This is a genomic window from Gilliamella sp. G0441 (genome assembly GCF_050589305.1).
In the GTDB taxonomy this organism is placed as follows: Bacteria; Pseudomonadota; Gammaproteobacteria; order Enterobacterales; family Orbaceae; genus Gilliamella.
The window spans coordinates 100,095-111,320 of record NZ_JBNRJF010000009.1; the positions used below are offsets into that span (position 1 = coordinate 100,095).

Annotated in this window: 8 protein-coding genes and 1 rRNA gene; 8 read left to right on the forward strand and 1 reads right to left on the reverse strand. The window is 37.5% G+C overall.

Features of this window, described 5'->3' with window-relative positions:
- Window positions 1–303 precede the first annotated feature (303 nt).
- The 8 genes from fdnG to ACKJXD_RS08960 all read left to right on the forward strand — a co-directional run bounded on the left by fdnG (window position 304) and on the right by ACKJXD_RS08960 (window position 10,369).
- Window positions 304–3,372, forward strand: a complete 3,069-nt coding sequence (gene fdnG / locus ACKJXD_RS08925) for a formate dehydrogenase-N subunit alpha (protein WP_267349567.1) — start codon at window positions 304–306, stop codon at window positions 3,370–3,372.
- A 15-nt stretch (window positions 3,373–3,387) separates the two neighbouring features.
- On the forward strand, window positions 3,388–4,362 hold the full coding sequence (gene fdxH, locus ACKJXD_RS08930) for a formate dehydrogenase subunit beta (protein ID WP_430876098.1): 975 nt from the start codon (window positions 3,388–3,390) through the stop codon (window positions 4,360–4,362).
- Entirely contained in the window at window positions 4,355–5,053 is a 699-nt protein-coding gene (locus tag ACKJXD_RS08935) for a formate dehydrogenase subunit gamma (RefSeq protein WP_430876099.1), read from the forward strand. The genes fdxH and ACKJXD_RS08935 overlap by 8 nt, the downstream gene beginning before the upstream one ends.
- A gap of 103 nt (window positions 5,054–5,156) precedes the next feature.
- Window positions 5,157–6,065, forward strand: coding sequence for a formate dehydrogenase accessory protein FdhE (fdhE, locus tag ACKJXD_RS08940; RefSeq protein ID WP_430876100.1), 909 nt, complete (start codon window positions 5,157–5,159; stop codon window positions 6,063–6,065).
- A 279-nt stretch (window positions 6,066–6,344) separates the two neighbouring features.
- Window positions 6,345–7,304: an ABC transporter substrate-binding protein gene (locus tag ACKJXD_RS08945; protein WP_430876101.1), complete on the forward strand. Its 960-nt coding sequence runs from the start codon at window positions 6,345–6,347 to the stop codon at window positions 7,302–7,304.
- Window positions 7,305–7,594: 290 nt separating this feature from the next.
- Window positions 7,595–8,569: an ABC transporter substrate-binding protein gene (locus ACKJXD_RS08950; RefSeq protein ID WP_267349559.1), complete on the forward strand. Its 975-nt coding sequence runs from the start codon at window positions 7,595–7,597 to the stop codon at window positions 8,567–8,569.
- A gap of 59 nt (window positions 8,570–8,628) precedes the next feature.
- The gene (locus tag ACKJXD_RS08955; RefSeq protein ID WP_430876102.1) at window positions 8,629–9,582 is read left to right on the forward strand and encodes an ABC transporter permease; all 954 of its coding nucleotides are present in this window, start codon (window positions 8,629–8,631) and stop codon (window positions 9,580–9,582) included.
- A complete protein-coding gene (locus tag ACKJXD_RS08960; RefSeq protein ID WP_220216044.1) occupies window positions 9,575–10,369 on the forward strand; it encodes an ABC transporter ATP-binding protein in 795 nt (264 codons plus the stop codon). Before ACKJXD_RS08955 ends, ACKJXD_RS08960 begins: the two co-directional genes overlap by 8 nt.
- 752 nt (window positions 10,370–11,121) lie before the next feature.
- On the opposite strand, the gene rrf is transcribed toward ACKJXD_RS08960, so the two are convergent.
- A 5S ribosomal RNA gene (rrf, locus tag ACKJXD_RS08965) occupies window positions 11,122–11,226 on the reverse strand; the annotation flags it as partial.

The window sequence follows — 11,226 nt, forward strand, 5'->3', positions numbered from 1 at the left end:
AAAATCCACAATACCAATCGATTCACTTGATAGCTTGTATATTGATAATAATTTTAAGTTTTGTTAAGATAAGCTTTACATAATTATTGCAAAGTGCTGCTAACAATTTTAGATAAAATTTAATAAAAATTATCGGATCTTTTCTTCTGTTTTTTTGATTAATGTCAAATTTTAATCATTGATATCTGTTTTTTCCTTTATTTCCAATTGATAAACGATTATTATGAATTATTATCCAATAGGGATATTAGTACCTATCAATATAATAAATTAAAATGTAATGTCAGCTTTTAAGGAGTTCATATGCTATTTAACCGTAGACAGTTCTTTAAGATCTGCGCTGGTGGCATGGCAGGAACAACAGTTGCCACGCTTGGACTTGCTCCCAATGTGGCGCTTGCACAAACTCGCCAATTCAAATTATTAAAATCGAAAGAAACCCGCAATAACTGTACCTACTGTTCGGTTGGCTGTGGAATGTTACTTTATAGTCGAGGTGATGGAGCTAAAAATGCCGAATCTTCCATTTTCCATGTAGAAGGCGATCCTGATCATCCGGTTAGTCGTGGCTCACTCTGCCCAAAAGGTGCTGGAGTGCTAGACTATATCAAAAGTGAACAACGTGTTAAATATCCCGAATATCGTGCTCCTGGCTCTGATCAATGGCAACGTATCAGTTGGGATGAAGCGATTGATCGTATTGCTCGATTGATGAAAGAAGACCGAGATAAAAACTTTATCGAGAAAAATGAACAAGGTACAACCGTGAATCGCTGGACATCAACCGGTTGGTTGGTTACTTCAGCTGCGAGTAATGAAACGGGTTGGCTAGCGTTCAAAATAGCTCGCTCATTAGGTATGCTAAGTCTTGAAACTCAAGCAAGGGTTTGTCATGGCCCGTCAGTATCAAGTCTTGCAGCAACGTATGGGCGTGGTGCGATGACAAATAACTGGAATGACATTAAAAATGCCAATGTCGTCATCGTTATGGGTGGAAATGCCGCTGAAGCTCATCCAGTTGGTTTTAAGTGGGCGATTGAAGCTAAAATCACAAATGGCGCTGAACTTATCGCTATTGATCCTCGTTTTCACCGCACGGCTTCGGTTGCCGATAAATATGTTCCGATTCGTGCAGGTTCGGATATTGCCTTCTTACTAGGTATTATTAATTATCTCATTACCCATAACGAAGTTAATTTTGAATATTTAGTCACACACAGTAACGCTAGCTTAATTGTGAGTGATGACTTTAATTTTGATGAAAATAGTGGTCTATTTAGTGGCTATAACGCTGATAATCGCCAATATGATCAAGCCAGCTGGACATATCAAAAAGATGAAAAGGGTTATGCGCTTCGAGATAAAACACTCACGCATCCACGATGTGTTTGGAATCTGTTAAAACAACATGTAAGTCGATATACACCAGAAATGGTAAACAAAGTTACCGGAAGCCCGATAGACGGATTTTTACATGTTTGTCGATCTCTTGCCAGCACGAAAACCAATGACCGAGCAGCAACATTTTTATATGCCTTAGGTTGGACACAACATACTTATGGTACCCAAATTATTCGTACTGCTGCCATGATTCAACTTATTTTAGGTAATGTGGGTGTCATGGGTGGGGGAATTAATGCCTTACGTGGACACTCAAATATTCAAGGTTTAACCGATGTCGGACTCTTATCCAATCGTTTACCTGCATATTTGGATTTACCTAAAGACTCGCAAGTTTCGCTTGAACAGTATCTGGATGAAAAAACCCCTAAACCGTTAGGCGCCAATGAGGTGAACTTCTGGGGTAACTATCCCAAATTCTTTATCAGTTTTATGAAAGCGATGTATGGTGATAAAGCGACTAAAGACAATCAATGGGGATTTGATTGGTTACCTAAATGGGATAAAACTTACGATATCTTACGCTTTAGTAAAATGATGCGTGATGGTCAAGCCAATGGTTTTATTTGCCAAGGATTCAACCCACTTGCTGCCTTACCTGATAAAAATAGTATTCGTGAAGGTTTATCTAAACTCAAATTCTTGGTGAGCATTGACCCATTACCCACTGAAACAGCCGAATTTTGGAAAAATCATGGTGAGTCAAACGATGTCGATTCAAGCAAAATTCAAACCGAAGTCTTTCGATTACCGACTAACTGTTTCGCTGAAGAAAACGGTACGATTGTCAATTCATCTCGTTTATTGCAATGGCATTGGGCAGCAGCAAAGCCTCCTTATGAATCGCTATATGACCCCGAAATCATTTCACGTATCTTTCTAAGAATCAAAGAACTTTATGCTGAAGAAGGCGGTGCTTATCATGAACCAATTAATAATCTTTCTTGGGATTACCAAGATCCAGAAGGGCCAGCAGCGGAAGAATTAGCCCAAGAGTGTAATGGTCGTGCTCTTGCTGACCTTACGGATACCAACGGTAATGTGATTCTGAAAAAAGGTCAATTATTAAGTGGTTTTTCTCAGCTTAAAGATGATGGTACCACCTCTTCAGGTATCTGGATATTCTGTGGTTCGTGGACTGAACAAGGTAATTTAATGGCAAGACGTGATCCAACAGATCCATCTGGTAAAGGTATCCATGCTGGTTGGGCATGGTCATGGCCAATGAATCGACGTGTACTCTATAATCGGGCATCGGCAGATGAACACGGCAATCCATGGGATCCAAACCGAGTATTGATAAAATGGAATGGTTCTCATTGGGATGGCAATGATGTTGCTGACTTTACCGCTACCTTGTCTCCAAGTTCTGGTGCAGGCGCCTTTATTATGAATAACGATGGTTTAGGTGGATTATTCTGCTTAAATCGTCTGGTTGATGGGCCTTTCCCTGAGCACTACGAACCATTTGAAACGCCAATTACCAATAATCCGTTGCATCCAGAACAAATCAATAATCCGGTTGCTCGAGCATTTAAAGAAGATTTAGCGCGTTTAGGTTCAGCAGATGAATTTCCTTATGTGGGAACAACATACAGTATTACAGAGCATTTCCACTTTTGGACACAACACGCAAGATTGGCCTCAATTACGCAACCAGAACAATTTATCGAACTAAGCGAAAATCTTGCCAATAAAAAAGGAATCAAATTAGGCGACACCGTTAAAGTGACTTCGTATCGAGGCTATATAAAAGCGAAAGCGGTAGTAACTAAACGCTTGCCTACGTTAACGGTAGACGGTAAAGAGATCGAAACCATTGGAATCCCAATTGTTTGGGGATTCACTGGACAAACTAAGAAAGGATTTTTGGTCAATGAATTAACTCCTCATTTAGGTGATGCAAATTCACAAACGCCAGAATATAAATCATTTTTAGTTAACATCGAAAAAGTTACCACCGTGGCATAGGCAGGAGGATTAATTATGTCATTACAAACTCAAGATATTATTCGTCGTTCTGCAACTAATGATTTAACGCCTGCGCCGCGAGCACGTGATTATCAACAGGAGGTGGCCAAATTAATTGATGTCACCACCTGTATTGGTTGTAAAGCATGCCAAGTCGCCTGTAGCGAATGGAATGACCTGCGAGCAGAAGTAGGCAATACGGTCGGTGTTTACGATAATCCCGCTGATTTGGAGCCTAAAGCATGGACGGTAATGCGCTATTCTGAAGTTGAAATTAACGGAAAATTTGAATGGCTAATTCGCAAAGATGGGTGTATGCACTGTTCTGAGCCTGGCTGTTTAAAATCTTGCCCTTCTGAAGGTGCTATCATTCAATATGCTAACGGAATAGTCGATTTTCAGTCAGAACATTGTATTGGTTGTGGCTATTGTGTAGCAGGTTGTCCGTTTAACATTCCTCGTATCAGTAACGAAGATAATCGAGCCTATAAATGTACCTTATGTGTTGATCGTGTTTCGGTTGGACAAGAGCCGGCTTGCGTTAAAACTTGCCCGACTGGTGCTATTCATTTCGGGACTAAACAAGATATGATTCGACATGCTGAGCACCGAATAGCCGATTTAAAAAAACGGGGGTTTGAACATGCAGGGCTTTATAATCCTCAAGCGGTCAATGGAACGCATGTCATGTATGTATTACATCACGCTGATCAACCCGATCTGTATCACGGTTTGCCAGATGAACCCCATATCAGTGAACTGGTTAGATTCTGGAAAGGCCCTTGGAAACCACTTTCAGCTGCCGCCTTTATTGCTACTTTTGGTGGATTACTTTTCCATTACATGGGCGTCGGTGCAATTGAAGTAGACGAAGAAGATATCGAACAGGAAAAACAAGCGGATAAACAAGCAAGAAAACGATTAGGATTACCTATTTTTGGTCGTAATAATAGTGCCGACATACCACAAAAGGAGGAACATCATGAATAAAAAAGGAATGATTCTTAGAACACCACTTATTGTACGTTTTTGCCATTGGTGTATGGTGTGTCTTTTCATCTTAACGGCATTATCTGGTTTATCGTTATTTTTTCCGTCCATTAAACTATTTGGGCTTTTTCTTGGAACCCCTCAACTGGTTAGAGCGTTACATCCCCTAATTGGATGCATCGTCTTTATACTGCTGATGTTCATGTTTGTAAAGCTTGCTCATCATAATATCCCTAATAAAAATGATATGTTATGGATCAAGAATTTTAAACACGTCATCATGGGCAAAGAAGAAGGTATACCCATTGGCAAATATAATGTTGGTCAGAAATTTTTATTTTGGTGTATCATGAGTTTAATCACTGTGTTATTCGTAACCGGTATGATTATGTGGCGAAGATATGTTTCAGATTATTTTTCAATTGAAATTGTTCGTATTGCAATCTTTTTCCACTCGTTTGCAGCTATTTGCTTAATCTTACTCGCCATTGGTCATGCTTATATGGCTATCTGGGTTAAAGGTTCAATTAAAGGGATGATTACAGGGTATGTATCTCGAGCTTGGGCTCGAAAAAACCACTCTTCATGGTATGAAGAAGAAATGCAAAAAATCTATCAACAGGAACTGGAAGCAGATAAACCTTTAGACGTGAAGCAAACAACAAAAGTCGAACAAAAAACAGCTTTATAGTTGTTTCTAAAATATATCTATTTTATCCGCTGATACTTATCAGCGGAATTATCTCAATCACGAAATCGATTATGGATAAAATAATCATGAATGGTAACCAATAATGAGTATAAAAATCATCCCACAAGTTCAACTTGAAAAACAAAATATCAATTCCGTTATCAGACAAATTCCCTTACTTTTTTATCCTTCACCAACAACGCTCTATTTGCATCGAGCTAACAGGCTAAAAGGATTAGCAAAAAATAGTCCATTTAGTGACTATCTCTGTTTTTGTGCTCAATTAGCGCAAACGCAAGCAGACTTAGTTAGCCAAAAACCACTAAATAAAGAGCTATTCGAGCCATTAAATAATGATTTACCACCACTGAGTATAGAAAACTTTTCATTACCCTACTCTTGGCAGGATTATTTAAAGGCGTTATTACAATCATCATCAAATTTAACCGATCAAATTTCAATCGTGATTGAACAACTGGATAAAAACAGTATTGAGCAATTACAAAATAAGGCTTTGCATTTACTTAAAGGCGAATTCCACGCAGTTGATGGCAATGAAGCCGTATTTATTTGGTCTGCACTCTCTGTTTACTATAGCCAGCTAGCTAGCCAAATAAAAGGTAAAGCAGTATCCGAAAATAGTGATAAAAATTGGCTATGTCCCGTATGTGATAGCATGCCGGTTGCCAGCGTCATTCAACTGGGTGGTCATAATGGACTGCGTTATTTACATTGTAGTTTATGTGAGAGTGAATGGTATGTGCCAAGAGTAAAATGTACCAGCTGTGATAATATGAAAAATATTGAATATTTTTCGCTAGATAGTGAATTATCAGCGACTAAAACAGAATGTTGTGATGCTTGCCACAGCTATTTAAAAATCTTTGATCAGGATAAAGATCCGCATATTGAAGTTATTGCTGATGATATTGCCTCTTTAATACTTGATATCAAAACCGAAGAAGAAGGTTTTGCAAAAAGTGGTATCAATCCCTTTGTATTTGCACAATAAGAATTTAGCTTCGAATAAATTTAGAATTAACCTTGAATAGGTAACTGAACAATATTAGCAGCTATTTTTAGCTTTTTTTCATGAAAAGCAGGATAAAAAACCAAGAATCTGATTATTATATTCTTAATTTGCTTGAAATTTTAGCGTATTTTTATATTAATCAGATAATGCCTCATCCTTTTAAAAAATGAGAATGACAGAAAAGTCCAATTACACCTTAACATTTTGGTTGAATCAGTTTAGAATAATACTATTGTACTAGTTTGCGAGTTTATTTTTATGAAACGCTTTTTTTTATTCAGTTGTTTGATGTTAATTACCCCTTTTATGTGTATAGCAAATACGGTAAAAAGTGTTGCCATAACTGCAATTGTTGAACATCCATCACTAGATCAAATCCGAGATGGTGTAAAAGATGAATTAACAAGCAGTGGTTATCTATTAAATGAAAATTTAACGGTTAAGTACAAAAGCGCCCAAGGCAGTAGCGCGACTGCAGCACAAATTGCCAGACAATTTATTGCCGATAAACCCGATGTTATCGTCGCTATTGCAACACCAAGTGCACAAGCAACAGCCGCAGTAACTAAACAAATCCCACTCGTATTTGCAGGAATTACTGATCCCATTGCCGCAAAGCTAGTTAAAAATTGGGAACCAACCAATACTAATATTACGGGTGTATCTGATTTTCAAGAGATTGGGCCTCAAATCGACTTTATGAAAAAAATTGTCCCGAATGTAAAATCGGTAGGATACATCTACAGTCCAAGTGAAATCAATTCCACTGTGGTAATGAAAAATTTGAAAGCACAACTTGCAGAACAAAATATTTCATTGGTTGCAGTGCCCGCACAACGAACTGCGGATATTTCCACTGCGGCAAATTCATTAAAAGGCAAAGTTGACTTGATTTATACGACAACCGATAACAATGTTGTATCTGCTTATGAATCATTAGTGAAATTTGCTAATGAAAACAAAATTCCTTTATTAGCATCTTTTCCTGATGCAATTGAAAGAGGCGCCGTTGCGGCTTATGGCATGAGTTATTATGATGTTGGTCGTCAATCAGGCAAACTTGTTGTTCGCATTTTGAATGGAGAAAAACCCGGCAGTATTGCGCCAGAAATTGGACAAGCATTACGACTGGTTATCAATATTGAAGCCGCGAAAAAACAAGGCGCAACATTATCGCCTGAAGTTATTCAGTCCTCTTATAAAGTCATTGGTGAATAACATAATCCCATTTATGCTTTGCTGAATCAATCAGCAGAGCATACCCCTATTATCAACAGAACTCGCTTACTCTCGAACGAATGATTATTTTCGTTTTTTTTATCTATAAAAGAAGCAAAATACACCCAATTTTTGTCGATTAAAAGTGCTTTACAATCACTAGTTATAACAGATTGTAATTAAAAATTTACAGCTAAATAAAGTGATATTCCTAGAAAATTATTTAAATATGATTTATAGTAAACACATATTTATCTAAGTTGTAAAAAAATTATTACAAAGGTACCTATATGCGTAATCGTATTTGTAAACTTATTATGCTACTCTGTTTATCAACCCTTACTTTTTCATCGTTTGCTGATACAGCAAAGGAACAAAAGTATGTTGCTATTACAGCCATTGTTGAACATCCTGCATTAGATAATGTTCGAAGAGGGGTGGAAGATGAATTAAAAGATAATGGTTATATCAACGGTGAAAACTTAAAATTACAGTATGCCAGCGCTCAAGGCAGTAGTGCTAATGCTGTTCAAATCGCTAAACAATTTGCTGCCAATAAACCCGATGTGATTGTCGGAATCGCAACACCTAGCTCACAAGCTTTATTAGCGACGACTAAACGTATTCCAATCATTTTCACGGCTGTAACAGATCCCGTTGCCGCAAGATTAACCCCTAGTTGGGAAGCGTCAAAAACCAATGTGACCGGTGTTTCTGATGCACTACCGTTAGATGCGCAAATAGATATGATGTTAAAAATCAAACCAGATGCGAAAAACATTGGTTATGTCTACAGTCCTAGCGAAGTCAATTCAACTATTGTACTTAAACAATTACAATCAGCACTGGAAAAACGTGGTATGCAAATTATCGCAGCCCCTGCTCAACGTACTTCAGATATTTCTACAGCAGCAAGAAGTTTAAAAGGTAAAGTTGATCTGATTTATACTACTACCGATAACAATGTCGTTTCGGCTTACGAGTCTTTAGCAAAAGTCGCTAATGAAAGTAAAATACCTTTGTTAGCCTCCGATCCTGACTCAGCCGAACGCGGAGCCATCGCGGCCTTGGGAATGAGTTATTATGACTTAGGACGCCAAGCTGGTAAAATCGTTATCCGCATTCTTAATGGTGAAAAACCTGGCGATATTCCGCCACAAATAGGTAGCATTACACAGTTAACAATCAATAAAAAAGCAGCTGAGCGACAAGGCGTCGTATTATCTGAAGATGTATTGAAATCAGCAACGAAGATTGTTGAATAGTTTTTTAATTTTATCACGATACCGCTAATTTTAGCGGTTAATTTTAATAGGTTTTTTTCATGTCTTTTGAATTTTTAATAGGCTCGCTGGGAATTGGACTTATTTATGCCATTGTGAGCTTAGGTGTTTTTATATCTTTCCGTTTACTCGATTTTCCGGATCTTACAGCCGATGCTAGCTTCCCGTTAGGTGGCGCAGTATGTGGTTTATGTATTTATATTGGTATTGACCCTTGGATTGCCACACTTTTAGGTATGTTTGCGGGGTGTATCGCCGGTAGTTTGACTGGCTTGCTTTATGTTAAGCTCAATATTTTGCAATTATTATCCAGTATTATTGTCATGATAGGTTTGTATTCAATCAATTTAAGGATATTAGGTCTTGGACGTTATATTACTCACGAAACAACTGAATATTCAGGATCACCGAATCTTGCGTTATTGGATGCTAAAACTATTTTTTCACCCTTTATTTCAGAAGACTACAGTAACCAATATATTGTTCAATCCATTATGGTTTTTGGCTTTGTTGTTGTGGTTTGGTTATTGCTACATTTATTTTTAAACACCCAAATGGGATTGGCATTGAGAGCTACCGGTACAAACCAAAGAATGGCTAGATCTCAAGGTGTCCCAACGGGCAGCATCACCATTTTAGGTATGGCTATTTCCAATGGCTTAATCGCATTAGGTGGTTCATTATTTGTGCAAACCCAAGGCAGTGCTGATATTACCATCGGTGTGGGGACAATCGTTATTGGTCTTGCTTCTATTATCATTGGTGAAAGTATCTTCCCAACAAAACGTATATGGGCAATTATGCTGGCAGTTATTCTAGGCGCTATTCTTTATCGTTTATTCATAGCTGTTGCACTTAGTAATGAGTTTTTGCACAAAATAGGCGTAGGCACAGAAGACTTAAATCTTATTACCGCAATATTGGTTGTACTTGCTCTTGTACTACCTAAGCAATTAAAAAAATACTCGAAAAAAAGAGGAAATAAACATGCTTAACGTTGAACAATTGCAATTAACTTTTAACCAAGGTACACCTATTGAAAATCACGTATTACGTGGCTTAAATTTAAATATAAAAGAAGGTGAGTTTGTTACGATTATTGGTAGTAATGGTGCGGGTAAAAGTTCGTTACTTAATATTATTAGCGGAGATTTACTTAGTGACTCAGGGCATGTCATCATCAATGGCAAAGATGTAACACGAGTTCCTGCCTGGAAAAGAGCAGGAATGGTTGCCAGAGTGTTTCAAGATCCGATGGTGGGAACCTGTGAAAATTTAACCATCGAAGAAAATCTTGCTATTGCTTATAATCGTGGACGTTGTTTTACATTACGCCCTGCACTTAATCGCAAAATTCAGTCCATATTTAAGGAAAAGCTTGCGACTTTAAATTTAGGTCTCGAAAATCGTTTATCCGATATGATGGGGTTACTTTCAGGAGGACAAAGACAAGCAATAAGTTTATTGATGTCGACCTTACAGCCATCTAAAATTTTGTTACTCGATGAACACACCGCTGCACTTGATCCTAAAACAGCTCAATTCGTTCTAGATCTGACTAATGAAATAGTGGGCAAAAACCAGTTAACAACCATGATGGTAACACATTCAATGAAACAAGCTCTAGAATACGGAAACAGGACCGTAATGCTTCATCAGGGACAAGTCGTACTTGATGTTTCTGGTGAACAACGTGATAAGATGACAGTAAATGACTTATTAGCTATGTTTGAAAAAACACGCGGTGAAAAAGTTACCGACGATGCCTTACTTTTAGGTTAATATTAACAAACAAGCAATATTCCTTATTAGGAGTATTGCTTTCTCTTTTTGTCTGTCCAATCAAACTCTCCAAACTTTAAGCTCTTTCAATTACTCACACAATGTTATCAAAGCATACGCTACTTAAAGATCACTTTTCCATATTAATGGATGGTCAATAATAAAGTACCTTAGCTTATGCTTTTTTTTAAATATTTAATCTACAGACATTAACTTCGATTCAATATCTTTCCAATAAAGAGCATAAATTTGACTCATTGTTATTATAGAGAGCACTTGGCTTGGCTATTCGCCAGTTAAGTGTTAACCATTTAATCTTTAATGGAATTTTATAATCAACAATCTAGTCTAAATAACAGATATGTTATTAGCATCAAACAAATTTATCACTCATTGGGCAGGTTAAATCTACAGATTAATATTTTTTATGCTATGAAAATTGAACTACGACATTACACTGATATAACAATAGATATTTAATGGAATTTTGTAATCGACGACTTAATGTAGATAATAGACATGTTATTAACATCAAACAAACTTATTAATATTTGTAATAAGCATTAGGTAGATCCCTGCTGTTTGATATTATTCCATGAGATACCGCTTTAAATGGTTTATTAAAAGCGATTAATGAGCTCATTTCCAGACTACTATATCCCTCTCTGCACAATTACGTTGATTTTAATTTCTTAAACCATAGATAGCAAAAAAGCCCAGCATCTCTGCTGGGCTCTCGCACTTATTTAAAAGTCTGGCGGCACCCTACTCTCACATGGGTAATACCCACACTACCATCGGCACTACGGCGTTTCACTTCTGAGTTCGGCATGGGGTCAGGTGGGACCACCGCGCTA

What these genes read in the sequence shown, in the direction of transcription:
- fdnG (WP_267349567.1), top strand. Translation starts at nt 304, where the DNA reads ATGCTATTTAACCGTAGACAGTTCTTTAAGATCTGCGCTGGTGGCATG.
- fdxH (WP_430876098.1), top strand. Translation starts at nt 3,388, where the DNA reads ATGTCATTACAAACTCAAGATATTATTCGTCGTTCTGCAACTAATGAT.
- ACKJXD_RS08935 (WP_430876099.1), top strand. Translation starts at nt 4,355, where the DNA reads ATGAATAAAAAAGGAATGATTCTTAGAACACCACTTATTGTACGTTTT.
- fdhE (WP_430876100.1), top strand. Translation starts at nt 5,157, where the DNA reads ATGAGTATAAAAATCATCCCACAAGTTCAACTTGAAAAACAAAATATC.
- ACKJXD_RS08945 (WP_430876101.1), top strand. Translation starts at nt 6,345, where the DNA reads ATGAAACGCTTTTTTTTATTCAGTTGTTTGATGTTAATTACCCCTTTT.
- ACKJXD_RS08950 (WP_267349559.1), top strand. Translation starts at nt 7,595, where the DNA reads ATGCGTAATCGTATTTGTAAACTTATTATGCTACTCTGTTTATCAACC.
- ACKJXD_RS08955 (WP_430876102.1), top strand. Translation starts at nt 8,629, where the DNA reads ATGTCTTTTGAATTTTTAATAGGCTCGCTGGGAATTGGACTTATTTAT.
- ACKJXD_RS08960 (WP_220216044.1), top strand. Translation starts at nt 9,575, where the DNA reads ATGCTTAACGTTGAACAATTGCAATTAACTTTTAACCAAGGTACACCT.